Here is a 24650-nt window from a genome sequence, read left to right as displayed (position 1 = left end):
TTGATCTGACCGGCCCACGGGCGCTTCGTTAAGAGGAGCGCCCGGCCTTAATCAAACCAGAACCTTCTGTTCCTTGAGATCTTCCTCACCAAAGAACTTCAGATAACGCTCCACCTCGGATCGTTCGCCTGTCGCTTTTTGCGGATTATCGGAGAGTTTCACGGCTGGCCGACCATTGGCGTCGCTGACCTTGCAGACAATGGAAATCGGCTTCAAGCTGGCGATGGTCTTCGGCGCGCAACCGGCGAAATCATTGGTCAGATTGGTTCCCCAGCCGAAGCTCATGCGCACCCGGCCTTCGAAATGCCTGTATGTATCGACGATGGCATCGACATCGAGACCATCTGAGAAAATCAACATCTTCTTGCGGGGGTCACGGCCCATCTTCTGCCACCACTCGATGATCTTTTCCCCGCCTTCGATCGGCGGCGCGCTGTCGGGACGGAAGCCCGTCCAGTCCGCCACCCATTCCGGCGCGTTGCGCAGAAAGGCCGCCGTGCCAAAAGCATCGGGCAGCACGATCAGCAGATTGCCGCCGTAAAGCCGGTTCCAGTCCTTCAGAACCTGATAGGGCGCTGCGGCCAATTCCTCGTTGGTCTGCGCCAGCGCCGCAACCACCATCGGCAATTCATGCGCATTGGTGCCGACGGCCTCGAGGTCGGAATCCATGGCGAGAAGGACATTGCTCGTGCCGGTGAAGGCAGGGCCGATGCCTTCCTTCAGCGCCTCGACGCACCAGCGCTGCCACAGAAAACTGTGGCGGCGACGGGTGCCGAAATCGGAAATTCGCAGGCCCGGCAGTTCCCGCAACCGTTCGACCTTTTCCCACATCTTGGCCTTTGCGCGGGCGTAGAGAACATCCAGCGTGAAATAACCAAGCGAGCGCATTGCGCTGCGCGAGCGTAGCTCATTGATGATCGCCAGTGCCGGGATTTCCCAGAGTGTCGTATCCATCCAGCGGCCGTGGAAATTCAGCTCATATTGCCCGTCGCGCTTGAAAAGCTCGTATTCGGGCAGTTGGTAGCTCGAAAGCCAGGAGAGGAATTCAGGCTCGAAGATTTGCGAGCGGCCGTAGAAGGTGTTACCCGCAAGCCAGATGTTTTCCTTCTTGGAGAGGCGCAGGGTACGCGCGTGATCGAGCTGCTCGCGCAGTTCCATCTCGTCGATCTCTTCCGCCAGCCGCACCGTCTTCGTGCGGTTGATGAGCGAAAACGTCGCGTCGACTTCCGGATAGAGTTTCCAGATCATCTGCAACATCAGCAGCTTGTAGAAATCCGTATCGATCAGGCTGCGGACGATCGGATCGAGTTTCCAGGTGTGATTGTGGACACGGGTTGCTATATCGGTCTTCGTCATGCTTGCATTCCCCAGCATCGGCCCAGAACATCGGCAGGGCCGACGTCACCCCGCACCTCGGCAGGTATTATCAACCTGTCATGTCAAAGATTTATCTGAAAAAGCAACAACAAGTCCAGAGTGCGGGCGGCGCAAACGCCGCTTTAAGTCATATTACTTCAGAAGGTCGGGTCGACAGGATTGATGCCGGGATACCAGTCCTTGGAGATGGGATTTCTGCCACCGAAGCTGGAGATGCCGTTCTCATCGGTGCAGCGATAGCCTTGAACCGGCAGACCGCGACTACCGAAAACATCCCGGTATGGGCCGCGGGCATATCCAGTTACACCAAGTTCGCTATGGCAATTGTAACGCACCTTGGGCTGTAGCGTTCGCGGGTCTTTGACACCCGGCAGGTTCGCATAGGCATCTGGAGCCGGAGCAAAACCATTCTGAAAAACGGTCTGCGCCTGCGCGGAAGCGCTCATTAACACCGCTGCCAGGATCGCTGCCAATCGTGTTGCCATTTTTGTGTTCATCGATGCCGGTCCCGTACCATCATTCAACCGATGTAGGCTTTCGGCTGTGGTCGCACAAAGGGCGAGGCAGGCACAATTTCGTGAAGCCGCCGCCTCAGCCTTCCAGACGCCGGAAAGCCGTCGGCTTTTCGTAAAGCCAGCCGATGCGCTCGATGGCCTCATTGAGATTTTCGCGTGCAACATTCATCGTGTGGCCATTGGCATGCAGCAGCGTCTCTTCGTTTTCCATTAGCCCGACATGGCCCTTCCAGAAAACCAGATCGCCGCGGCGCAATTCATCGCGTTCTATTTCCACGCCGAGCGATTTAACCTGCATGTCGGTATCGCGCAGAACCCGTCGGCCCGTCATCGCCATGGACAATTGCACGAGGCCCGAGCAATCGATGCCAAAGCCGGAGCGGCCGCCCCAGAGATAAGGTGTCTCGATAAAGCGCAAGGCCACCGCAACATAGTCCTCTTCGAGAGCGGCATCGACTGGTCGGCAATGGGCGGCGATTATGCCCTCGCCTCTTTCGGTCAGCAGATAGCGGGTGCCGCGTGTCTCGGCCTCACCAACGATCCGGACCATGCTGCCCATGGAAATGGCTGCGACCGGCGGTTTGCGCAATTCGGCGGAAGGATAGAGGAAGGTGCGTGGCGCAACCACCTGGTGGGTAACGGCAACGACATCGCCGATTGCCGTCTCCGGCACGTAACCGGCATAACCATCAGCATCCGCCTGCACCCAGGCCCAGCCATTCGCCCGGTCGAAAATGCGCACGGTTTCACCAAACAGCAGCTCCGTATCGATGCCGGCGGCAAGGTCAGGCGTTGGCCGCAGGCCAATAACCGGCACCGCGATCTGGGCTGGCGAACCGCTGACGAAACGCTCGGCCTGAACCACGCCTTGCAGTTTCTCATCGGCCAGATCGGAGCGGAAGACATTCAGGCGGCGGTCGAGCATCATGGTTTCACATCCAGAGGTTAGATCTTGCGTGCCTGATCAATAATCAGATCGCCGAATTTTTCCAGATAGAGCGCACCTGCCACGGTGCGTTTTATCACGACATTGCGCTTGTCCCGTTCGTCCCGCACCCTGTCAACCAGCCCGAGCGCTCCCAGACTGTCGAGTGCGCGGGTGATGACCGGTTTGGTCACGCCCAGCAAGGCGGCGAGGCCCCGGACTGTATGTGGCGGCGGCACGAGGTATATCTGCAGCAGGATTGTAGTCTGGCGCAAGGTCAAATCCGGCGCATCGGCCGTGACCTGCGCAGCAGATACGCGATGCCAAAGCCCCAAGGCCTCCGTAGGCGAAAGTTCTGCAGGCAAACCGGTAACCTTCCAGTCGTTATCCCACCGTTTTCATTCAACGGAGCGGAAAACTCAAGAAGCATACCGCACAAACAGAACCGCCGCGCCTTCGCAGATCATAAAAGATCGCGCGGCGCGGCGGTGTTGTTTAAACCCGTTTGTCGGGCCTTTAATGTCCCCTCTGGACTTGCAAGATGAGATGCAGGAAGCGTGCCAGTTTTACCGCAGTGCACAAATACGAGCAAAAACAGATGCTTGGGGTATAATTCCGATGTTATGTTCAAATTTTCCGCAAGGCGAAAATAGCAACAAAAACAGGCAATCAGCAATTCAGTGCTTAAAAACTGCCTTCCGCCGTAACAGCGGAAGGCTGGGATCGGGATGGGTCAGATTTCCGCACCGCGAGCGGCATCGGTCGCATCTGCATTGTGCCGCCGGTTATGTCGGATGGACGACCAGAGCGAAATGCCGATCAGGGTCGCGCCACCAAGGCCGGTGATGACCTCTGGAATGTGGAACATCGTCTGCACGTACATGATGACGGACAGGATGAGGATCGCGTAGAAAGCGCCGTGTTCCAGATAGCGGTATTCGGCGAGCGTTCCCTTTTCCACCAGCATGATCGTCATCGAGCGCACGTACATGGCGCCGATACCGAGGCCGATGGCGATGATGAACAGGTTCTGCGTCAGCGCAAAAGCACCGATGACGCCATCGAAGGAGAAGCTTGCATCGAGCACTTCGAGATAGAGAAACGCACCGAAGCCGCCTTTTGCAGCGCCTTCGAGCACTTCCTGGCTACGATCGAGAATACCGCCGACGACTTCCACCAGCAGGAAGGTCAAAAGACCCCAGATTGCCGCATGGAAAAAGGTGTTGGCCGCAACCGGACCAAGCTCCGGATTGTCGCTGGCGCCGATGATACGAGAGAAGGCCAGCATGACGACCAGCACGAAGGCGATCTCGATACCCTTGACGGAGGAATAGACCGCAGCCTTTTCCTCGATCCAGCGCACCCAGTGCACGTCCTTTTCATGGTCGAAGAAGAAGTTGAGACCGACCATCATCAGGAAGGTACCGCCAAAAGCAGCGATCGGCAGATGGGCGTCACGCATGATTTCTGCATAACGTTCCGGCTGCGTGGCCGCCATGACGAGCGCCGTCCAGGGGCCGACATTGGCGGCAACGACCACGATCAGCAGCGGGAAGACGATACGCATGCCGAAAACGGCAATCAGAATACCCCAGGTCAGGAAGCGATGCTGCCAGACTGGCGTCATCTCTTTCAGCTTGTTGGCGTTGACGATGGCGTTGTCGAAGGAAAGCGAAATTTCCAGCACGGCAAGCACCGCACAAATGAAGAAGATCGTCGCTGTTCCACTGACAGTTCCGGTCATTTCCCAGCCGAGATAGCCGCCAAGGATCAGACCGACGATGGTGACGATAAAAGCCCACTTGAAGTAGGAAAGTGTGGTTTTCTGGGCGGCGCTCATGTCCGGTTACCTCCGGTAACGAGAGCGATTGCGGAACGACGCAGGACGTCGGGCCGCACGCAGAAAGCACGCGCGCGAAGCACATTCAGGTTTTTCATAGTTTTTAATCCGCCGGCCAATTTTTGCAGGCGGTACCGACATCACGAGAGCGCCGTAAAACTCTCGCCAGAGGGGCCCGGCACCTTTGTTTCCTCTGCCCTTGCGAGACATATGATCGCAGGACCCTCTCTTACTCCTCGAAGATCACCTCTTCGTCAAGTCCCGTGATGATTTCGGCGGCAACATCACGGGTAAACAGAGGAAATGCCTAGTCCGCAGCCAGTATATCCACCTTTTCGCGACCGCGTTTGAGCGTATTTTCACGGAAGAAAATATAAAGGCCGGAAAGAACGATCAGGCCCGCACCGACGACGATACTGGTCTGCGGCACATCACCAAAGAACAGCCAGCCAAAGACCACCGCCCAGAGCAGCAATGTGTATTGCAGCGGCGCGACGGTCGCGGCGTCCGCGAGCTTCAGAGCGCGGTTGACCAGCACATGCGCCGCCATGGCGACCACGCCGAGCAGGCCGAGGAAAGCGAGATCGAAACCGGACTGGACCGGCAACCAGCCCGACGGCGTGACGAACACCGCAACGAGGCCCGCAAGCCCCGCACCGATGATCTGCCAGAAAGCGAGCACCGTATCAGGCGTGTTGCGTAGCTGGCGTCCGGACAACATCATGAAGGCGAAGGCGGCGCTGCCGAGAATGGAAAACAGTGCGGCCGAGGTGAGGCTTGCCGAGCTTGGCTGCAAGGCAATGAGAACACCGACGAAACCAATGGCGATGGCCGTCCAGCGACGCCAGCCGACCTTTTCTCCCAGGAGAAACGGCGATAGAGCCGCCACATAAATGGGGGCGGCGAGCCAGTAGGTCATCACGTCTGCCAGCGGCAGGGCAGCGACTGCGAAATAGAAACAGAAAAGCTCGGCGGTGGAGAAGAATACTCGCGCCACCTGAAGAGACGGTCGCTCGATTTTCATGAGGCCGGAAAGACCGCCTTTCCACACGATCGGAACCAGAATGACAAGGGCAGCGACGCTGCGGATGAGGATCACCTGCCCCTGGCTGTAGGTCGAAACCAGCCATTTTCCCATAGCGTCGTTCAACGCGAAAAGCAGCATTCCAAGCAGCATGACGGCCACGCCGAGGCCAGTCGGCGAAAGCTTTCGTAATATATTCGGCATGTCAGGTTCCGTTCTCTCCCAATGGCTGCATTGGTCGTTCAGCCAGCCCTCGTTTGTCAAGCCCGAAGCGGGAGGAGTCGCGTATTAATAGTACTAATAAATCGGCAATTTCGATGTCACGCGAACATGCGCTTCTCTTCGGCAACGAGTTCCTGGAGAAAATCGACCACCGTGCGCACGCGGACCAACTGACGGGCGGATTCGTGATAGGCCGTCCAATAGGACCGACTTATGCTCATATGCGGCATGATCCGCAGAAGTTCGGGATATTGTCCGGCAATGTAATTGTGCAGGATGCCGATACCGGCGCCCGAGCGCACCGCCTCGGTCTGACCGGTGGCGCTGGATATTTCAAAGGCGGCGTCCCAGTCGCGCATGATCTCGCCGGTATAGTTCAGAGAAGGCGAGAAGATCAGATCCTCGACGTAGCCGATGCGCCGATGGCGCTTGAGTGTTTCCACATCCGCCGGCGTTCCATATTCGGAGAGATAGGACTTCGATGCGTAAAGCCCCAGCGAATAGTCGGTGAGCTTGGAAAACATCAGCCTACCCTGTTCCGGCCGCTCGATGGTGATGGCGATATCGGCCTCTCGCTGCGACAGGGAAAAGGAGCGCGGAACCGGCACGAGCTGGATTTTTAGGTCGGGATAACGCGCGGTCAGCCGGCCAAGCCGTGGCGCAAGAAAAGAAACCCCGAGACCATCGGGCGCGCCGATGCGCACCGTTCCCGCCACTGCCGTATCGACACGACCGAGATTTGCCTGCGCATTCAGCATTTCGGTTTCCATGCGCTCGGCGGCGCCCAAAAACAGCTGACCTTCTTCGGTCAGTTCGCAACCGTTCGTCCGGCGGATGAATAATTGGGTCTTCAGTGCCTGCTCCAGCGACGTCAATCGTCGCGAAAGCGTTGCGTGGTTGAGGCCGAGCCGTTTCGATGCGGCAAGGATCTGCCCGGAGCGGGCAACGGCGAGGAAGATGCGGACGTCATCCCAATTCATGGTTTGCTGCGCAGCATTATGGGTTCGACATCAAGCAAGGTCAGCGACGTCACCATTCCTGCCACACTCTCTTTGTATTTCAGAAAATGCGGCGTTTGCAGATGCGCTTCATATGCCGCCCGGTCCGCGTAGACTTCGAGGATGCGAATCTTTTCCGGGCTGCCTTTAATTGCCACCGCATTTAATGCAAGCACACCAATTTCCAGGCTGACCGAAGCTTCGATCTCTTCTGCAAGCAGTCTGCGATAGGCATCCAGCTGGGTTGGATCGATTTGGATTTCAGCCATCCGCACGACTGGTTCATCGCTCATCAAGCTTCTGACCTTCTGTTGACCGGCGAACGTGTGGGTGTCGGAAATCCGCCGCCACCCTCAAAATACTCGCCTTGCTTTAATTTACGCACAACGGTTTCTTATCTGAGTTCATTGATTTGTACAAATTCAAGTGCAATGCTGCACCCATCAAAAAATCGCGGAGGAAAGCCCCATGAGGGAAATCGGTCATTTCATCAACGGCAAGCATGTGTCCGGCACCAGTGGCCGCACATCTAACGTCTACAACCCGGCAACCGGCGAAGTGCAGGCGACTGTCGCGCTTGCCAGCGACGCCGAGCTGCGCGCTGCCGTGGAAAGCGCAAAAGCGGCACAGCCGAAGTGGGCCGCCACCAACCCGCAGCGCCGCGCCCGCGTTTTCTTCAAGTTCGTCGAACTTCTGAACCGCGACATGAATGAACTGGCGGTGCTGCTCTCCAGCGAGCACGGAAAGACCGTCGAAGATTCCAAGGGCGATATCGTGCGCGGCCTCGAAGTCTGCGAATTCGTCTGCGGCATTCCGCATCTGCAGAAGGGTGAGTTCACCGAGGGCGCAGGTCCCGCCATCGACATGTATTCGATCCGCCAGCCGGTCGGCATCGGTGCGGGCATCACGCCGTTCAACTTTCCGGGGATGATCCCAATGTGGATGTTTGCGCCGGCAATCGCCTGCGGCAACGCCTTTATCCTCAAGCCTTCCGAGCGCGATCCGTCCCTGCCGATCCGCCTTGCCGAACTGATGATCGAGGCAGGTCTTCCGGCTGGCATCCTCAACGTCGTCAATGGTGACAAGGGCGCTGTCGACGCCATCCTGACCGATCCGGATATCGGCGCGGTTTCCTTCGTCGGCTCGACGCCGATTGCCCGCTACGTCTACGGTACTGCCGCCATGAACGGCAAGCGCGCACAGTGCTTCGGCGGCGCGAAGAACCACATGATCATCATGCCTGATGCCGATCTCGATCAGGCCGTGAACGCCTTGATGGGCGCCGGTTACGGTTCGGCCGGCGAACGCTGCATGGCTGTGTCGGTTGCGGTTCCGGTTGGCGAAGAAACGGCCAACCGTCTCGTTGAAAAGCTCATCCCGCAGATCGAAGCACTGAAGATCGGCCCCTACACCGACGACAAGGCCGATATGGGCCCGCTCGTTACCAAGGAAGCGCAAACGCGCGTCAAGGGTCTGATCGACAGCGGTGTCGAGCAGGGCGCGAAACTGCTGGTCGATGGCCGCGACTTCAAGCTCCAGGGTTATGAAGACGGCTATTTCGTCGGTGGCTGCCTGTTCGACCACGTCACCCCTGACATGGACATCTACAAGACGGAAATCTTCGGACCTGTTCTCTCCGTCGTTCGCGCCAAGAACTACGAAGACGCGCTGGAACTGCCGATGAAGCATGAATATGGCAACGGTGTTGCGATCTACACCCGTGACGGCGATGCTGCGCGTGACTTCGCCAGCCGCATCAATATCGGCATGATCGGCATCAACGTTCCGATCCCTGTTCCGCTCGCCTACCACTCCTTCGGCGGCTGGAAGGCCTCGAGCTTCGGCGATCTCAACCAGCATGGAACGGATTCGATCAAGTTCTGGACGAAGACCAAGACGATCACCTCGCGTTGGCCGTCCGGCATCAAATCGGGTGCCGAATTCGTCATGCCGACGATGAAGTAAGCAATGCGTCTCTAAACAATGAACCGGCGGGCGATTGACCCGCCGGTATCCTAACCGGTCACAGGTGTGTAAACGGCATCAATTGGTCGGGCCGTCGTTGAAACCCACTTCGTCCACAAGCTCGGATGCCTGTTTGCGGTGGGCGGCAATATCCGTCAGTGGCAGCTTGTCCGGATTGATGGGGCCGAAGCCCTTCACGACATCGGAAGGCTCCGCGCCGGGTAGCACCGGGTATTCGAAGACCTGCTTGGCATAGATTTCCTGCGCCTCGCGCGATGCCAGGAATTCCATCAGCTTCAGCGCATTGTCCTTGTTGGGTGCGTATTTGGTCAGCGCCATGCCGGAAATATTCACATGCGTTCCGCGATCTCCCGCATTGGGAAAGATCACCCGCACCGATCCCGCCCAAACCTTTTCCTCCGGCTCGCGGTCGTTGGTCAGCATCAGGCCGACATAATAGGTATTGCCGAGCGCGATATCGCATTCGCCGGAAAAGATCGATTTGGCCTGGCTGCGGTCTGTTCCATCAGGCTTGCGGGCAAGATTGTTCTTAAGGCCGGTCAGCCATGTCCGGGTATAATCGACGCCATGATGGGCGATCATCGAGGCGATCAGCGCGATATTGTAGGAATGCTGGCCGTCGCGAATGCAGATCTTGCCCTTCCATTTCGGATCGGCAAGCTCCTCATAGGTGATGTCTTTCTGGGTGACCCGCTCCTTTGAGGCATATACCACGCGGCCACGCGTCGTCAGGCCGAACCATTCGCCTTGCGGATCGCGCAGATTGGCCGGGATATCCTTTTCAATGACGGGATCGTTCAGCACTGGCTGTGTAACGCCGCCTTCTTTCGCCTCGACAAGCCGGGCGATATCGACCGTCAACAGCACGTCGGCCGGCGAATTGACGCCTTCTGCCTGAATGCGCTCCACCAGACCCTTGTCGAGGAAGAGAACATTGGCCTCTATGCCCGTTTCTTTCGTGAAGGCATCGAGCAGTGGCTGGATCAACTCGGGCTGCCGGTAGGAATAGACGTTAACCTCGCCGTCCGCAAAAGCAGCGGGCGCGGCCCAGAGGATCGTCAGACCCGAAAAAACGGCAGCGGAAAAACACGATTTCAAGCTTGCCATTAAGAATGCCTCCATTACATTCAGATTCTTGACTTGTTTGTTCATGAATCATCAAAGCGGTCAACAAGGCTGTCCGAGAAATATCGGATCGCTGCCAGTTTTTTCAGTTTCTGGAATTGTTCTAAACTGAAAAAGAGACTATATAACTCCACATTGAGAGTTAGGAGACCAGCATGCGTTTGACCAAACAGACCAACTATGCCGTTCGCATGTTGATGTATTGCGCCGCAAATGAAGGCAAGTTGAGCCGCATTCCGGAGATCGCCAGGGCTTATGGCGTATCTGAGCTGTTCCTTTTCAAAATTCTGCAGCCGCTCAACAAGGCCGGTCTGGTGGAAACCGTGCGCGGCCGTAACGGCGGCGTGCGTCTTGGTAAACCCGCTGAGAAAATCAGCCTGTTTGACGTGGTGAAGGTGACCGAAGACAGTTTTGCCATGGCGGAATGCTTCGAGGACGGTGCTGTCGAATGTCCGCTTGTGGATAGCTGCGGCCTCAACTCGGCGCTTCGCAAGGCGCTCAATGCCTTCTTCGATGTGCTGGCGGAATATTCCATCGACGATCTCGTCAAGGCGCGGCCGCAGATCAACTTCCTGCTCGGCATCGACACGGAAATGCCGAAGATCGCCGCCTTGCCGGCCGCCTGATCATCCCATTGCCCAAGCAACAATTGCGCTAGCCCGTGTCCGCAGGTCACGGGCTTTTCTTTTATAGAACACTTCGGAAATGCAATATTTTTGGTCGAGCGTGTTGACGCCAGGAGACGAAGCGGCGCATTTGGTCGCGAGCTTTTTTGAAGCAATCAGCCAGCGTCGCAATGATCATCAAGCCTGAATTCCATACATTTGCACTTACCGCGCTCGTCGGCAGCATGGGTGCGCTGCTTGCCAGTCTACTTAACGTTCCAGCGCCGTTTCTGTCCGGTCCGGCGCTCGCCGTGACGATTACGGGACTGGCGGGCGTGAAGCTTGGGATTCCCGCCTTCATCCGCAATGCCTGTTTCGTTGTGGTCGGCATTTCGATGGGAACGAGCGTAACGCCGTCGGTGATCGATGCCGCGAAGACATGGCCACTGAGCTTCGTTATCGTGCTCGTTGCAGTCGTCATCATGCTGTATGTCGCCTATTGGATCCTGCATTACGGCTTCGGATACGACAGGACGACGGCGATGCTGGGCGCTTCGCCCGGGCACCTCAGCTATATCATCAGCCTCGGCGCCGAGACGAAAAGCGACCTTGCGACCGTCAGCATCGTGCAAAGCGTGCGGGTGCTGGCGCTGACGCTTTCCGTGCCGCTGATTGTTGAATATTTCGATCTCGTCAGCACGGAACCGCTCATCGCCAATCCACCGATGGGCCTGTTCACACTGGCCCTGACCATTGGCGCGTCGCTTGCGATGGGATGGCTGTTCCTTCGCTGGAGATTTCCCGCAGCCCTGCTGCTGGGCGGCGTCGCGGTTTCCATCGGCACCCATATTACCGGCCTTACCGAGGGCGGCGTTCCGAGCTGGCTCAGCCTGCCGGTCTATGTGCTGATCGGCTGTCTCATTGGCACGCGCTTTTCGAATGTGTCGCTGATGGATGTGCGAAAAGGCTTTCTGGCAGGTTTCGTCGTCACCATCGCCGTGATGGTGATCGCCGGAAGTATCGCCTGGATGATTTCCAACATTACAGGCGTTCCGCTCAATGCGGTGATGATCGCCTATTCGCCGGGCGGGCTTGAAACGATGGCGGCGATGGCAGTGATGATGCATGCCGATACCGCCTATGTCGGGTCACATCACGTTCTCAGACTTCTGTTCCTGTCGGTTCTCATGCCGCTCGTCATGGGCAAGGATGCACGCAAGCGGGACGGCGAAATCTAAGCCGGGCCAGTGCCCTCGCCATTCAGGTAAAAAACGCCAATAGCGTTGCAACCATTTGTTCCTCTGGCCGTTCATGTTTCTCCGCAATTGCGGCGGCGATTTTTCGCGTGTTCGACAGGCTGACCCACCGGAGGACTATTCATGAACCGCTTGATGATGTTGACAGGCGCCGGATTTGCGCTCGCCCTTTCTGTTTCCTTCGCTCAGGCGCAGGTGGTGGTGTCGTCTAAGATCGACACGGAGGGCGGCGTTCTCGGCAACATCATCCTTGCCGTGCTGAACAAGAACAATATCGAGACGACGGATCGCATCCAGCTTGGCGCTACCCCGGTCGTCAGAAAAGCGATCACGGCTGGCGAGATCGACATTTATCCGGAATACACAGGCAACGCCGCCTTCTTCTTCTCCAAGGCGGACGACCCGCTCTGGAAAGATGCCGCCAAGGCCTATCAAGAAGCCAAGACACTCGACTATGACGCCAACAAGATCGTCTGGCTGACACCATCGCCCGCAAACAACACCTGGGCGATTGCGCTGCGCAAGGATGTTGCCGACAAGAACAATCTGAAGACGCTTTCGGATTTCGGCAAATACATTGCCGGTGGCGGTGAGGTGGTTCTTGCCGCCTCCTCGGAATTCGTCAATTCCGCAGCCGCCCTGCCGGCATTTCAGACAACCTACGGCTTTACCATGAAGCCGGATCAGTTGATCACGCTTTCCGGTGGCGACACGGCTGCCACTATCGCTGCCGCCGCAAACCAGACGAACAATGCCAATGCTGCCATGGTCTATGGCACCGACGGTGGCATAGCGCCGTCCGGTCTTGTCGTGCTTGAGGACGACAAGCATGTGCAGCCCGTCTACCAGCCCGCGCCGATCATTCGCGAGGAAGTTCTGAAAAAGAACCCCAATATCGAGACATTGCTGAAACCCGTTTTCGAAAAGCTGGATCTGGCAACCTTGCAGGAGCTGAACGCCCGCGTGCAGGTGGGGGGCGAACAGGCCAAGGCAGTTGCGACCGACTTCCTGACGAAGAACGGTTTCCTCAAGTAATTGCCAGAGAACCGTTGGGGCGGGATATCGGAAACCATGTGAGGTTTTCACCATCCCGTCCGAACCTATGATCCGGGGGAGCGGAATTTGACGAAATGGCCTGACAAGGTAGGCGTGCTGATTTCGTGCCTGCTTCTCTACGCGCTTGCAGCGTCCCCCTTCATGACATTCCGAGCTAACCGGATCATTCAGGGTGAAACGCGAACGATCTTCGAAGCGCTTCCGGTTGCTGCTGCTACCCTCCTCGTCGCCATCATTGTTGTCGCCGCCTTCATCGCCTTTTTCCGGTTTCCGGCGCGCCTGAAACTCGCCGCTGCGCTGGTCGGTCTCGCGGCACTGGCGATCTTCGTCGGGCAGGCGGCGTCTGCGCTGACACCTGAGGGCAACAGTTTTGCCCGCGTTTCGCCCGCCAGCGGTTTCTGGTTGATGTTTGCAGGGCTTGCATTGCTTGCCGCCGATTGCATTGCACGTCTCCAGCCGAAACCCACTTTGCGGATTTTGCTGTTGCTGGTGGCAACCGGGACGCTTGCGGCGGTCCTGACAAGCGGCCTCTGGGACGATCTCTCCATCATCAAGGAATATACCGGCCGGGCAGATATCTTCTGGACCGAAGCACTGCGGCATGTGGAACTTGCCATCGGGTCGCTGGTTGCAGCCACCCTCGCCGGTATCCCGCTCGGCATTCTCTGTTACAAGGTCGAGCGTTTGCGCTCCGGTCTACTGAACGCTCTCAATATCGTCCAGACCATTCCCTCCATCGCGCTTTTCGGCCTTTTGATCGCGCCGCTCGGATGGATGGCAGCCAATGTGCCGGGTGCGGCGAAGATCGGCATCGCCGGCATCGGCATGGCGCCGGCCTTCGTGGCGCTATTTCTCTATTCGCTGCTGCCCGTTGTCTCCAATACGGTGGTCGGCCTGTCCGGCGTTTCGCAGGCAGTGCGGGAAGCCGCGCGCGGGCTTGGCATGACGCCACTGCAAAGGCTGCTGCGGGTGGAGTTTCCACTCGCCATGCCCGTCATCCTCACCGGCATCCGTATCGTGCTGGTGCAGAATATCGGTCTTGCGACCATCGCAGCGCTGATCGGCGGCGGTGGATTTGGCGTTTTCGTGTTTCAGGGCATAGGGCAGACCGCGATGGACCTCGTACTGCTCGGCACCGTGCCGACCGTTCTGCTCGGCTTCGCCGCCGCGATTACGCTCGACGCCCTTATCGACAGCAATCTCTTCAGCGCAGGCGGAAGGCAAAAGGCATGATCGAGATCGACACCATCACGAAACGATATGGCGATACGGTCGTGGTCGACCAGGTCTCCCTGACTGTGGCGCCGCGCACCGTCACCGTCATCGTCGGCACTTCCGGGTCGGGAAAAACCACGCTGCTGCGCATGATAAACCGGCTGGTGGAGCCGACCTCCGGCACTATCCGCATCGACGGAGACGATGTGAGCACCATGCCGGGCTACAAGCTGCGCCGTCAGATCGGCTATGCCATTCAGGGCCATGGGTTGTTTCCGCATCGCACCGTGGCGGACAATATCGCGACGGTTCCGCAGCTCATCGGCTGGGACCGCAAGCGAATCGATGCGAAAATAGACGCGCTGATGCAGCTCTTCCAGCTGGATCCGGCGCTTTATGCCAACCGCTTTCCGCATGAGCTTTCAGGCGGCCAGCAACAGCGTGTCGGCGTGGCGCGCGCGCTTGCAGCAGAACCGAACATTCTTCTGATGGACGAACCTTTCGGTGCACTGGACCCGGTTATCCGCGCCAAGGCCCAGAACGATCTTCTCGATATCCAGAAGAAGCTCGGTGTCACCATCGTTCTTGTCACGCATGATATGGACGAGGCCTTTCACCTGGCAGATCGTATTGCCGTCATGGACAAGGGCCGTATCGTTCAGGACTGCCCGCCGGCCGAGCTGGTGCTGAAACCGGCAACGAATTTCGTCCGCACCATGATCGGCGAAAACGAGCGCGCCCTGAAACTGCTATCCGTCCTGTCGGTTGCAGACGTCGTGGAGCCGGGAAGCGCTGAAGGCGAACCTTTGAATGAACATACCAGCCAGCGCGACGCCCTGTCTGCAATGTTGTGGGCGGGCTGCGATACCTTGCCGGTGCTGAAAGACGATGGCAAACCCGCAGGTATCGTGCGGCGCGATGTTCTGCTCCAGCGGGCTGCCGGAACCCCATGAAAAATGCCGCTTCGTTTTTCGCCCCCGGGCTTCTGGTGCTGGCGCTGATGGCCTTTCTCGCGGCGCCGCAGGTTTTCGCACCGATATTCCGCCCTCTTGTGCAGACCAATGCGCCGGCGATCTACACGCAGGCCAATCTGCTTTCCCTGACACTGTCGCATCTGACCATTGTCGCAATCGCAACGGGGCTGGCCACGCTGGTGGCGGGAGCCCTTGCGGTTCTCGTCACCCGCCCTTTCGGCGCGGATTTTCTGCCGCTATCGCGCAGCATCGTCAATATCGGCCAGACCTTTCCGCCGGTGGCGGTGCTGGCGCTTGCCGTGCCGATGATCGGTTTTGGCGAGAAACCGACGCTCATTGCGCTGTTTCTCTATGCGCTTCTACCGGTTTTCGAAAATACGCTGACAGGGCTGACCACGCTGCCGCCAACCGTCATGGATGCCGCAAAGGGCGCCGGCATGACCGGCTGGCAAAGACTTGTCAAAGTGGAGCTGCCACTTGCCCTTCCGGCGATCCTCGCAGGCATCAGGCTTTCGGCGGTGATCAGCCTTTCAACAGCAACCATCGGTTCCACGGTCGCGGCCCGCACGCTCGGAGAGGTGATCATCGCCGGCCTGCAATCCAACAATCTCGCCTTCATCCTTCAGGGCGGATTGATCGTCGCTGTGCTGGCAATCCTGATCCACGCCAGCTTTTCTGCACTGGAAAAGGCAGCGGCCCGCAAAACCGGGCACTGACAAATGCAAGCTCCTCATTTTTATGTTCCCGACATCCGCCGCGCATGTTAGGGGCTGACCGTCGAAACAGAAACATTCGAGGTTCGGGTGACAAAGGCAATCGTCGTGATGGGAGTGAGCGGCTCTGGCAAGTCCACGGTCGCAGAGGAACTGGCGGAAAAACTGGGCATTGCCTTTATTGAGGGCGACAAGCTTCACCCGAAATCCAATGTCGACAAAATGTCAGAGGGCATTCCGCTGACCGACGAAGATCGCTGGCCCTGGCTCGATCTGATTGGCGCAGAACTGCGCAAGGGAAACGAAAATAGCGGTGTCGTCGTTTCCTGCTCGGCGCTGAAGAAAATCTATCGCGACCGCCTTCGCGAGGCTACCGGTGGCCCGCTCGCTTTCGTCTATTTGGACGGCAGCCTGGAACTTCTCAGCAGGCGTATGGGCGAACGCAAGGGGCACTTCATGCCGCTCTCGCTGCTCCAGACCCAGCTTGCCACGCTGGAAGTGCCGACCGGCGAACCCGGCGTCGTAACCGTCAGCATCGACGCCACGCCGGAGGAAATTACCGCAAACGCACTTTCGGGCCTGAAAGCGGTGATTTTTTAAAATCCGAGCCTGTCGCGCAGGCCGTACCACCATGCACCAAGCACGGTCAGCGGCACGCGGAACGTCTTACCGCCCGGGAACGGATAATTCGGCAGGGAACTCCAGACATCGAAACGCTCGGCGTGGCCTGCAACGGCCTCGCCCAATATCTTGCCGAGCAGATGCGTGGTGGTGACACCGTGGCCGCTGTCGCCATGCGAAAAATAGACATTGTCCGACAGTTTGCCCATATGCGGGATGCGCGTCAGCGTCAGCGCGAAATTGCCGCTCCAGGCAAAATCGATCTTCGTTTTTTCCAGTTGCGGGAAAGTCTTCAGCATATTCGGACGGATCACCCCGGTCAGATCCGCCGGATCGCTGCCGCCATAACCGATACCGCCGCCATAAAGCAGGCGGTTGTCGGAGGTGCGGCGATAATAATCGAGAATATAATTGGCATCCTCGACGCAATAATTGGCTGGCAGGAGTTGCTCGATCAGATCGGCATCAAGCGGCTCTGTCGCCATGACCTGGCTTGAGACCGGCATCATCCGGTCGCCGATTTCCGGCAGCAGCTTGCCGAGATAGGCATTGCCGCAGACGAGAACATATTTCGCCTTCACGCTGCCCGTCGCCGTGCGCACGACAGGGTTTACGCCCTGCTCCAGCGAAATGACCCTCGAATTTTCGAATATGCGCGCACCGAGACTTTCGGCCGCCGCGGCTTCCCCCTGCACCAGATTGAGCGGATGGATGTGGCCGCCGAAACGGTCGATCATGCCGCCGGCATAACGATCGGTCCGCACGTATTTTCCGACATCGGCTTTGGAGACCATCTCAAGCCCGCCATGGCCGTGTTTTTCCCAATGGGCCTTGTGGGCCTCCATCTCGCGAATCTGTTTCGTCGTGAAGGCCGCAAAGAAACCGCCATCGACGAGATCGCAATCGATAGCGTATTTCGAAATGCGGCTGCGGATGATCTCCCCGCCTTCCAGCGACATTTCGCCGAGTTTCACCGCCTTGTCGTGGCCGTAACGACTGGCGATTGTTTCGAGGTCGCGGCTATAGCCATTGACGATCTGGCCGCCATTGCGCCCCGAGGCGCCGAAGCCAACCCGTACGCCTTCCAGCACGATAACGGAATAGCCGCGTTCGGAAAGTTCGAGTGCTGCGGAAATGCCGGTAAACCCGCCACCGATGACGCAGACATCCGCTTCCATTGCGCCTTCAAGCGTTGGCCGCACGGATTTGACATTGGCGGAGGCCGCATACCAGGAGGATGTGTGGCCGGGATTGGGAATAGTCGTCACCTCAGCCATCTCACACCGTCCTGATATAGGCGTCATATTCGACGTCGGTTACACGCAGGGAAAATTCGGAAAGTTCCTGCTGTTTGCAGGCAGAAAACAGCGTGCGATAACGCTGGCCAAGCGTCGCATAGGCGAAACTCGAACGCGTGAAACGCTGCAATGCATAATCCCAGTTGGTGGGCAAAGGTTCGTGATTGATGGCGTGGCTGTCCCCGGAAATCGCGCCGCCCGGCTGGCGTTTTTCCTTCATGCCGGCAAGGGCAGCACTCAGGATCATCGCCACAACAAGATAGGGATTGGTATCGGCGCCGGCGACACGATGTTCGATGCGGGTTGCGGCCTTGCTGGCAGTGATAACACGCACCGCCGCCGAGCGGTTGTCTATGCCCCAGGAGGCATAGGTGGGCGCATGTTCGCTGGGCGTCAGGCGGCGATAGGAATTAGCATGGGGAGCGAAGATCGCCATGCTCTCCCCCATGTTTTCCAGAAGGCCGCCGACCGAATGCATCAGCGCGTCCGATGGGCCGTTTTCCCCGGCGTAGATATTCCTGCCGTAACTATCGAGAACGGAAAAATGCACATGCATGCCATTGCCGGCCTGTAACCCGTACGGCTTCGCCATGAAGGTGGCGTCGAGATCGTGCCGCCGCGCCACACCCTTGACGATACGTTTCAGGAAAACAGCGAAATCGGCGGCCCGCAACGCGTCCGGCACATGATTGAGGTTGATTTCATATTGGCCGGGGCCGTTTTCCCGCAGCGTCGTGTCGGCAAGAACACCCTGCGCCCTGCATGCGGTTGCGATATCATGGAAGACATCCTCGAAATCCTGCAATTCGGAAATCGACAGAACCTGTGTCTGGCCCGTGTGCCACCGGCCTTCGCGGCTGTGCGGCGGACGCACCGGATCGAGCGCAGAGCGAACCGGGTCGATCAGGTAAAATTCAAGTTCGGTCGCCACGACCGGCGTGAGGCCGGCCTTTTTGTAGGCTTCCAGCACCCTTGCCAGAACATTGCGCGGATCGCCATAAAACCCGGTTCCATCAGGATTTTTCATCGCGAGCAGGACTTGCGCGGTCGGCCGGCCAAGCCATGTCACCCGAGACAGCGTGCCGGGAACAGGAAAGCAGAACCCGTCCGGATCGCCCGTCCCTTCGGCGAGGCCTGCGGCATGCACATCGCGGCCCCAGATATCCAGCGCATAGACCGAGCGTGGGATCGCCATTCCCTTTTCAAGGACATCGATCGCCCTTTCGCGCGGAATCCATTTGCCGCGCGGCACGCCATTTGCATCTATGACGAAGGCTTCGAGAATTTCGATATCGGGGTTATCGTCGAAAAATTTCTTTGCTTTTTCAATATCATCCATCATGCACCAGCAGGCTGTTTCTCTTCTGTTTCGCGCGCAGAAGCGCTTCGCTAACGAAAATCGTCCTGCTGTTGATAGATGAGAAACCTCGCCGTCATGATGACGCTTGCCCCTTTTCCCTTTTTATAAGCCCATGTTACGTGGCCCGCCGCGGGAAGGCCAGCGGATTCGGCCATCAGAGCGGGATGGCGAAAAGTGTACACGGTTTTCGCCAGAGATGACTTCAGTTCATCAGGATCTAGGGATTGAACCTTTCGGGTCGATAGGCATCGATGGCGATGACCGGCGTTTCTCCCAGCATGGTTTCCGCCAGCACACGGCCAGTGATAGGCCCGAGTGTCAGGCCGTGATGGGCGTGACCGAACGAGAACCACAATGTCCTGTGGCGCGGCGCCTTGCCGATGATCGGCATCATATCCGGTGTGCAGGGACGCGCGCCCATCCAGGGTTCCGCATCCAGCCTGCCGCCCAGAGGAAAGACGGTGCGGGCCACCCGTTCCGCCCGCTCGATCTGCACGGGGGATCTCGGCGCATCGCGTTCGGCAAATTCCGCGCCGGTCGTCAGGCGGATGCCTTTGCGCATTGGCGCGAGGAAATAACCGCGCTCGGCGTCGATCAACCAGTTGTTGAGCTTGGTGCCCTCCTGCGGCGCATAGTGCATGTGATAGCCGCGTTTCACACCGAGCGGAAAGCGGTAACCGAGCCGTTCCGTCACCGTATCCGCCCAGGGGCCTAGTGCGACAACGGCATGTTCAGCTTCCACTGCCCCGGTTTCGGTGCGTAACGTCCAACCACTTGTCGTCTGGCTGAGCGTGGATGCATCACCCCGGACAAAGGTTCCGCCAAGGCTCTCGAACAGTTTGACATAGGCGAGCGTCAGCGCATGTGGATCGCGCACCGACCATGGATCGTTCCATTTCAAACCGCCGACGAAATCCCGGCTGAGATGCGGCTCCGCCGCGGCGAGTTCCGCCCCATCGAGTTTCGTGTGGGAGATGCCGTGGTCGCGCGCCAGACGTTCGGCGAAAGCAAAGTCTGCATCCCGCCTTTCGGCGGTCCTGTAGGCCTCCATCCAACCGTTTTTCACGATTAGATCGCCGGCCCTGGCTTCATCGATCAGGATGCTGTGTTCGGAGACCGAGTGCTCGATCAGCGGCGCGTAGGCGCGGGCAATTGCTGCGTGGCGCGTGGCTGCGGAATAATACCAGTAGCGGCCAAGAAAAGGCGCGATCTTCGGCAGGGCCGAGAGATGATAACGGGCATCGATGCTGTTGTTCAGGGAATAGCGGAGAAGCCGGCTAACTTCCTGCGGGAAGGCGTAGGGAACGACACCCTCTCTCTGGATCAGTCCGGCATTGCCGAAGGACGTTTCCTCACCCGGTCCCCGCCGGTCCACCAGCACCACCGATTTGCCCCTGCGGGCCAGTTGCAAAGCGACGGAGACCCCGATGATCCCCGCCCCCAAAACGATCACATCCGCTGCCATGGCATTCAATCCGATTGCGTATCTCGTCCCCGCAACATGGGTCGGCATTTTGCGCAAAGCAACAGAAAAATCATCGTCTTAATAGAAACAGCAATGCGCCTGCTACTGGCTCACCGCTTTAGTTTCGACTGCCTCGATATTGAAAGCAGCAGCCAGCAGGGCCTTGGTATATTCCTGTTGCGGATCAGCGAATATCTCCGCTGCCGGGCCGCTCTCCACCACCTTGCCGTTGCGCATGACGATTACGTCGTTGGCAAGCGCTTTAACTACCTTCAGGTCGTGGCTGATGAAGAGATAGGCGAGTTCGTGGCGGGCCTGAAGATCGCGCAAGAGATCGACCACCTGTGCCTGCACGCTCATGTCGAGCGCCGATGTGGGCTCGTCCAACATGACGAAGCGGGGTTTCAACACCATGGCGCGGGCAATGGCGATACGCTGACGCTGGCCACCGGAAAATTCATGCGGATAGCGCCAGCGCGTCGCCGGGTCGAGCCCGACTTCTTCCAGCGCCTGGGCGACACGGGTATCCCGCTCATCGGCGGAAAGTTGCCGCTCGTGCACCTTCAGACCCTCGGCAACGATTTCGCCCACCGACATGCGTGGGCTGAGCGAACCGTAAGGATCCTGAAACACCACCTGAAGCCGATTTCTGAGCGGCTTCATCATTTCATAGGAATAGCTGTCGATCGACTGACCGATGAAACTGATACGCCCCTCAGACGCTATAAGACGCGATAGGGCGAGACCGAGTGTCGTTTTGCCGGAGCCGGATTCGCCCACGACGCCAACGGTCTGTCCTGCGCGCAGGGTAATATCGATACCGTCAACCGCCTTCACGTGGTCGACCACCTTGCGCATCAGCCCCGCCTTGATCGGGAACCAGACTTTTATGTCGTCGCCCTGCATGACGACAGGTTTGCTGGCATCGGAAAGCGGCGGTTCGCCCTTGGGTTCGGCAGCCAGAAGATGGCGGGTATAGGCATGCTGCGGATCGGTAAACACCTGCTCCACCGTGCCGGTCTCGACGATCTTTCCCTTGGTCATCACGCAGACACGATCGGCAAACTTACGGACAATGCCGAGATCGTGGGTGATGAACAGCATGGACATGCCGTGCCGGTTTTTGAGGTCGCTCAGCAGTTCAAGGATCTGCGCCTGAACGGTTACATCGAGTGCGGTCGTGGGTTCATCTGCGATCAGCAGTTTCGGCCGGTTGGCAAGCGCCATGGCGATCATCACGCGCTGCCGCTGGCCGCCGGACAATTCATGCGGATAGGCCTTCAGGCGCTTTTCCGGCTCGCGGATACCTACCTGCAATAACAGTTCCAGCGTGCGCGCCCGCGCTTCAGCGCCGGTGATTGCCTGATGCAGCTCCAGAATCTCGCCGATCTGCCGCTCGATGGTGTGGAGCGGGTTGAGCGAGGTCATCGGCTCCTGGAAAATCATGGTGATGTCGTTGCCGCGAACAGCGCGCAACGCGCGTTCCGGCAGGGTCAGCATATCCTTGCCGTCGAACAGGATTTTGCCCGAAGGATGGCTCGCCGCCGGATAGGGCAGCAATTTGAGAATGGAGTTTGCCGTGACCGATTTTCCGGAGCCGGATTCCCCGACCAGGGCGACAACTTCGCCCGGCATCAGGTCGAAGGAGACATGATCTACGGCGACGCTGGTCGCGCCACCCTGATGAAAGGCAACGGAGAGATCACGGACGGAGAGAAGCGGCTGGGTCTTTGTTTCCATCATGGCAATCACCGGAACGTCTTGCGTGGATCGAAGGCGTCTCGCACCGCCTCGCCGACGAAGATCAGCAGCGACAGCATGATGGACATGGTGAAGAAGGCCGTGAGGCCAAGCCAGGGCGCCTGAAGATTGTTCTTGCCCTGCGCGATCATCTCGCCCAGCGACGGCGATCCCGGCGGCATGCCGAAGCCGAGGAAATCGAGCGAGGTCAAAGTGGTGATCGAGCCGGAGAGGATGAACGGCAGGAAGGTCAGTGTTGCCACCATGGCGTTTGGCAGAAGATGCCGGAACATGATTGTCCAGTTGCCGACGCCAAGGGCGCGGGCGGCGCGGACATATTCGAAGTTTCTGGCACGCAGGAATTCCGCCCGCACGATGCCGACGAAGCCGACCCATGAAAACAGCAGCATGATGCCAAGCAGCACGAAGAAACCCGGCGGCAGAATGGCCGCGATGATCAGCAGGATGTAAAGCACTGGCATGGATGACCAGATTTCAATGAAACGCTGCAACAGCAGGTCCGTCCAGCCGCCGAAGTAACCCTGGATGGCGCCAGCAGTCACCCCAACTAGGGCGGAAGCGATCGTCAGCGTCAGGCCGAAAAGCACGGAAATACGGAAGCCATAGATCATCCGCGCCGTGACGTCGCGCGCTTGATTGTCGGTTCCGAGCCAATTGAGATTGCCGAGCGTACAGCCGGGATCGGCATTACCCTGCGGATAGGCCGAGCAGCGGTCCTTTTCATCCATCAGCCAGAATGGTGCCGTGGGGGCGGAATGCGGAATGTTGGAATTGACCGTCTGATAGGAATAGCGGATCGGCGGCCAGATCATCCAGCCATTGGCGTTGATCTCGTCCTGAATGAAGGAGGATTTGTAGTCAGTCTGGGCAAGGAACCCGCCAAACTTTTCCTCCGGATAATCGACCATGACCGGCACCAGAAATTCGCCCTTGTAGGAAGCGAAAATGGGTTTGTCATTGGCGATGAATTCCGCAATCAGGCTCAGGAAAAACAGGATCAGGAACAGCCAGAAGGACCAGTAACCGCGCCGGTTTGCCTTGAAATTCTGCCAGCGGCGCTTGGTGGTTGGTGAAAACCACGGGCGCTTCGGCTTTACCAACGTTTCCGTTGCGGCGGTATGGGCAAGCGTCATCACACGTCCCTCCGCTCGAAATCGATTCGCGGATCGATCCATGTGTAGATTAGGTCGGATAGGAGGCTGACCACGAGGCCCATCAGCGAAAAGATGAAGAGCGTGCCGAACACGATCGGGTAGTCGCGATTGACGACCGAGAGATAACCGAGGCGGCCTAGGCCATCCAGCGAGAAGATGTTCTCGATCAGCAGCGAACCGGTGAAGAATGCCGAGATGAAGGCGCCCGGAAAACCGGCGATCACGATCAGCATCGCATTGCGGAAGACGTGGCCATAAAGAACTTTGCGTTCGCTAAGGCCCTTGGCGCGGGCGGTCACGACATATTGCTTCTTGATCTCGTCGATGAAGGAATTTTTCGTCAGAAGCGTCGTCGTCGCGAAAGCCGAAAGCGATAGCGCGATCAGCGGCAGGGTCAGGTGCCAGAAATAGTCGATGATCTTCTGCCACCAGTTCAGCTGGTCAAAATTGTCCGATACCAGACCGCGCAGCGGGAACCAGTCGAAGAACGATCCGCCGGCGAAAAGCACGATGAGAAGAATGCCGAACAGGAAGCTCGGAACGGCATAACCGATGATGATGATGCCTGATGTCCAAATATCAAAGGTCGAGCCGTCGGAAACGGCTTTCTTGATGCCGAGTGGAATGGAGATCATGTAGGAGATGATCAGAATCCAGAAGCCGAGCGACATCGAGACCGGCAGCTTGTCGATGATGAGATCGATGACCGAGGAATTGCGGAAGAAGCTGTCGCCGAAATCGAAGCGTATGTAATTCCACATCATTTCGAGAAAACGGGTGAGCGGCGGCTTGTCGAAACCGAACTGTTTCTCAAGCTTGGCGATCAGCTCCGGATCAAGGCCCTGCGCACCGCGATATTTCGAGCCGCTTTCATCGAAACCGCCGGACTGGCCCATAAGATCGCCGCCGCCGGAGAGGCGGTCGGAGGCGCTGTCGCCCTGCCCAGTCAGTTGCGCGACGACCTGTTCCACCGGCCCGCCCGGCGCGAACTGGATGACAAGAAACGAAATGCCCATAATGCCGATAATGGTCGGGATCATCAGCGCCAGACGTCTGAGAATATAGGCGCCCATCAGCCTTTGCTCCCGGCTGATACGTCAGCGGTTTTCGTTTCTGTCAAACCCGGTCCTTTCCTGAAAGCGCTGCCTTGCGCGATCCAA

Annotated in this window: 23 protein-coding genes; 8 read left to right on the top strand and 15 right to left on the bottom strand. The window is 58.2% G+C overall.

Annotation, left to right across the window (positions count from 1 at the left end; translation table 11 throughout):
• Positions 1-51: 51 nt before the first annotated feature.
• From pncB to AB4Z23_RS00715, 8 genes are all read right to left on the bottom strand, one after another.
• Entirely contained in the window at positions 52-1356 is a 1305-nt protein-coding gene (gene pncB / locus AB4Z23_RS00750; RefSeq protein ID WP_003514549.1) for a nicotinate phosphoribosyltransferase, read from the bottom strand.
• A 158-nt stretch (positions 1357-1514) separates the two neighbouring features.
• Entirely contained in the window at positions 1515-1874 is a 360-nt protein-coding gene (locus AB4Z23_RS00745) for a hypothetical protein (RefSeq protein WP_035251992.1), read from the bottom strand.
• 94 nt (positions 1875-1968) lie between these two features.
• Positions 1969-2820 carry a C40 family peptidase gene (locus tag AB4Z23_RS00740; RefSeq protein ID WP_003514546.1) on the bottom strand — a complete coding sequence of 284 codons (852 nt, stop codon included), beginning with the start codon at positions 2818-2820 and terminating at the stop codon, positions 1969-1971.
• Between the two features lie 17 nt (positions 2821-2837).
• Positions 2838-3182 (bottom strand): MarR family winged helix-turn-helix transcriptional regulator, encoded by a 345-nt coding sequence (locus tag AB4Z23_RS00735; protein WP_003514544.1) that lies wholly within the window; start codon positions 3180-3182, stop codon positions 2838-2840.
• 368 nt (positions 3183-3550) lie between these two features.
• Entirely contained in the window at positions 3551-4657 is a 1107-nt protein-coding gene (locus tag AB4Z23_RS00730; protein ID WP_003514542.1) for a DUF475 domain-containing protein, read from the bottom strand.
• A 307-nt stretch (positions 4658-4964) separates the two neighbouring features.
• Positions 4965-5885, bottom strand: coding sequence for a DMT family transporter (locus AB4Z23_RS00725; RefSeq protein ID WP_003514540.1), 921 nt, complete (start codon positions 5883-5885; stop codon positions 4965-4967).
• A gap of 116 nt (positions 5886-6001) precedes the next feature.
• Complete coding sequence (locus AB4Z23_RS00720; protein ID WP_003514539.1) at positions 6002-6883, bottom strand: LysR family transcriptional regulator; 882 nt, start codon at positions 6881-6883, stop codon at positions 6002-6004.
• Positions 6880-7194, bottom strand: a complete 315-nt coding sequence (locus AB4Z23_RS00715; protein ID WP_003514538.1) for a putative quinol monooxygenase — start codon at positions 7192-7194, stop codon at positions 6880-6882. Before AB4Z23_RS00715 ends, AB4Z23_RS00720 begins: the two co-directional genes overlap by 4 nt.
• A gap of 175 nt (positions 7195-7369) precedes the next feature.
• On the opposite strand from AB4Z23_RS00715, the gene AB4Z23_RS00710 reads away from it, so the two are divergent.
• Positions 7370-8866: a CoA-acylating methylmalonate-semialdehyde dehydrogenase gene (locus AB4Z23_RS00710; RefSeq protein ID WP_003514535.1), complete on the top strand. Its 1497-nt coding sequence runs from the start codon at positions 7370-7372 to the stop codon at positions 8864-8866.
• A gap of 78 nt (positions 8867-8944) precedes the next feature.
• Here AB4Z23_RS00710 and AB4Z23_RS00705 read toward each other — a convergent pair whose 3' ends face one another.
• Positions 8945-9994: a Fe(3+) ABC transporter substrate-binding protein gene (locus AB4Z23_RS00705; RefSeq protein ID WP_019564505.1), complete on the bottom strand. Its 1050-nt coding sequence runs from the start codon at positions 9992-9994 to the stop codon at positions 8945-8947.
• A 173-nt stretch (positions 9995-10167) separates the two neighbouring features.
• Here AB4Z23_RS00705 and rirA point away from each other — a divergent pair, with 173 nt between their 5' ends.
• The 7 genes from rirA (at position 10168) to AB4Z23_RS00670 (ending at position 16431) form a co-directional block, all read left to right on the top strand.
• On the top strand, positions 10168-10638 hold the full coding sequence (rirA, locus tag AB4Z23_RS00700; RefSeq protein ID WP_003514531.1) for an iron-responsive transcriptional regulator RirA: 471 nt from the start codon (positions 10168-10170) through the stop codon (positions 10636-10638).
• A 170-nt stretch (positions 10639-10808) separates the two neighbouring features.
• The gene (locus AB4Z23_RS00695) at positions 10809-11855 is read left to right on the top strand and encodes an AbrB family transcriptional regulator (RefSeq protein ID WP_003514529.1); all 1047 of its coding nucleotides are present in this window, start codon (positions 10809-10811) and stop codon (positions 11853-11855) included.
• Positions 11856-11996: 141 nt separating this feature from the next.
• On the top strand, positions 11997-12908 hold the full coding sequence (gene osmF, locus AB4Z23_RS00690) for a glycine betaine ABC transporter substrate-binding protein OsmF (RefSeq protein WP_013635286.1): 912 nt from the start codon (positions 11997-11999) through the stop codon (positions 12906-12908).
• Positions 12909-12995: 87 nt separating this feature from the next.
• Positions 12996-14162 carry an ABC transporter permease gene (locus AB4Z23_RS00685; RefSeq protein WP_421476003.1) on the top strand — a complete coding sequence of 389 codons (1167 nt, stop codon included), beginning with the start codon at positions 12996-12998 and terminating at the stop codon, positions 14160-14162.
• The gene (locus tag AB4Z23_RS00680; protein WP_421476005.1) at positions 14159-15097 is read left to right on the top strand and encodes an ABC transporter ATP-binding protein; all 939 of its coding nucleotides are present in this window, start codon (positions 14159-14161) and stop codon (positions 15095-15097) included. The genes AB4Z23_RS00685 and AB4Z23_RS00680 overlap by 4 nt, the downstream gene beginning before the upstream one ends.
• Positions 15094-15834 (top strand): ABC transporter permease, encoded by a 741-nt coding sequence (locus AB4Z23_RS00675; RefSeq protein WP_003514520.1) that lies wholly within the window; start codon positions 15094-15096, stop codon positions 15832-15834. Before AB4Z23_RS00680 ends, AB4Z23_RS00675 begins: the two co-directional genes overlap by 4 nt.
• Positions 15835-15942: 108 nt before the next feature.
• The gene (locus AB4Z23_RS00670) at positions 15943-16431 is read left to right on the top strand and encodes a gluconokinase (protein WP_162632898.1); all 489 of its coding nucleotides are present in this window, start codon (positions 15943-15945) and stop codon (positions 16429-16431) included.
• Here the strand turns inward: AB4Z23_RS00670 and AB4Z23_RS00665 are convergent.
• From AB4Z23_RS00665 to AB4Z23_RS00640, 6 genes are all read right to left on the bottom strand, one after another.
• Positions 16428-17729, bottom strand: coding sequence for an NAD(P)/FAD-dependent oxidoreductase (locus AB4Z23_RS00665; protein WP_003514518.1), 1302 nt, complete (start codon positions 17727-17729; stop codon positions 16428-16430). The two genes, AB4Z23_RS00670 and AB4Z23_RS00665, sit on opposite strands and share 4 nt — an antisense overlap.
• A gap of 1 nt (position 17730) precedes the next feature.
• A complete protein-coding gene (locus AB4Z23_RS00660; RefSeq protein WP_421476006.1) occupies positions 17731-19092 on the bottom strand; it encodes a glutamine synthetase family protein in 1362 nt (453 codons plus the stop codon).
• 235 nt (positions 19093-19327) lie between these two features.
• Complete coding sequence (locus tag AB4Z23_RS00655; protein ID WP_421476008.1) at positions 19328-20575, bottom strand: NAD(P)/FAD-dependent oxidoreductase; 1248 nt, start codon at positions 20573-20575, stop codon at positions 19328-19330.
• Positions 20576-20677: 102 nt separating this feature from the next.
• Positions 20678-22318, bottom strand: coding sequence for an ABC transporter ATP-binding protein (locus AB4Z23_RS00650; protein ID WP_029658722.1), 1641 nt, complete (start codon positions 22316-22318; stop codon positions 20678-20680).
• A gap of 5 nt (positions 22319-22323) precedes the next feature.
• A complete protein-coding gene (locus AB4Z23_RS00645) occupies positions 22324-23469 on the bottom strand; it encodes an ABC transporter permease (protein ID WP_003514514.1) in 1146 nt (381 codons plus the stop codon).
• The gene (locus tag AB4Z23_RS00640; RefSeq protein WP_003514512.1) at positions 23469-24563 is read right to left on the bottom strand and encodes a microcin C ABC transporter permease YejB; all 1095 of its coding nucleotides are present in this window, start codon (positions 24561-24563) and stop codon (positions 23469-23471) included. Before AB4Z23_RS00640 ends, AB4Z23_RS00645 begins: the two co-directional genes overlap by 1 nt.
• Positions 24564-24650: the final 87 nt, after the last annotated feature.

The sequence above is a fragment of the Agrobacterium sp. MCAB5 genome, from assembly GCF_052114365.1.
GTDB lineage: Bacteria > Pseudomonadota > Alphaproteobacteria > Rhizobiales > Rhizobiaceae > Agrobacterium > Agrobacterium tumefaciens.
Note: the sequence above shows the minus strand (reverse complement) of the source record. Positions and strands in the feature narration are given on the sequence as shown.